This window comes from Phyllobacterium bourgognense, from assembly GCF_003337575.1.
Lineage (GTDB): Bacteria > Pseudomonadota > Alphaproteobacteria > Rhizobiales > Rhizobiaceae > Phyllobacterium > Phyllobacterium bourgognense.
In genome coordinates, this window is sequence record NZ_QPJM01000059.1 from 1 (window position 1) to 1,240 (window position 1,240).

Below are 1,240 nucleotides of genomic sequence, written 5' to 3' on the forward strand. Positions count from 1 at the left end.
TTCAGCGCCGTTGCGCCAGGCAGCGGTGTAATCAGTATGCCGCCGGTCTCCGTCTGCCACCATGTATCAACGATTGGAGAGCGCTTGTCGCCGACGACCTGATAATACCATTCCCAGGCTTCCGGATTGATCGGCTCGCCAACGGATCCAAGGATGCGCAGCGACTTGCGCGACGTTTTGGTGACGGGATCATTACCGGCGCTCATCAATGCGCGAATGGCGGTCGGGGCGGTGTAGAAGATGTTGACCTTGTGCTTGTCGATGACTTCCCAGAAGCGCGACACGGACGGGTAGTTGGGGACGCCCTCGAACATCAGTGTGGTCGCACCATTGGCGAGCGGTCCATAAACGATATATGAGTGGCCAGTGACCCAGCCGACATCGGCGGTGCACCAGTAGATATCGCCGTCATGGTAATCGAAGACGTATTGATGCGTCATCGCGGCATAGACCAGATAGCCGCCGGTGGTGTGAAGAACCCCCTTTGGTTTGCCCGTCGAGCCTGATGTGTAAAGAATGAACAGCGGGTCTTCCGCCTTCATCCTCTCCGGCTTGCACTCTGGTTTAACGCTCAGCGTTTCCTCGTGGTACCAGAGATCGCGGTTTGACGCCCAGCCGGTCTTGCCGCCGGTACGACGTACAACCAGCACGTTCTTGACCCTGACGTGATGCCTGGCGGCGATATCGATCGCCTTGTCGGTGTTGTCCTTGAGCGGGATAGGCTTGCCACCGCGCACACCTTCATCGGCGGTGATGACGAAAGTCGATTCGCAGTCGACGATGCGACCTGCGAGCGCATCGGGAGAAAAGCCGCCGAAAACGACGGAATGAATGGCGCCGATGCGTGTGCAGGCTAGCATCGCATAGGAGGCTTCCGGGATCATCGGCATATAGATGGTGACGCGGTCGCCCTTTTTGACCCCGTGCTTCTTCAACACGTTGGCGAGACGGCACACCTGCTCATAAAGCTCGTTATAGGTGATCTTCTTGTCGAGATAGGGATTGTCGCCTTCCCAGATAATGGCAACCTGATCGCCGCGCTTTTTCAAATGGCGATCAATGCAGTTGTAGGAGACGTTGGTCGCGCCATCCTCGAACCATTTGATCGCGACCTTGCCCTGGAACGACGTGTTTTTCACCTTGGTAAAAGGCTTGAACCAATCGATGCGCTTTCCATGCTTGGCCCAGAACTTCTCCGGATCCTTGATGCTCTGCTTGTACCAGCTCTGATAGGTTTCAT

General features: G+C 56.4%; 1 protein-coding gene. It reads right to left on the reverse strand.

What is annotated here, in order from left to right; translation table 11 throughout:
* Window positions 1–1,240: acetate--CoA ligase (locus tag C7476_RS27775; protein ID WP_114433127.1), on the reverse strand; the 1,240-nt coding region annotated here is incomplete at both ends.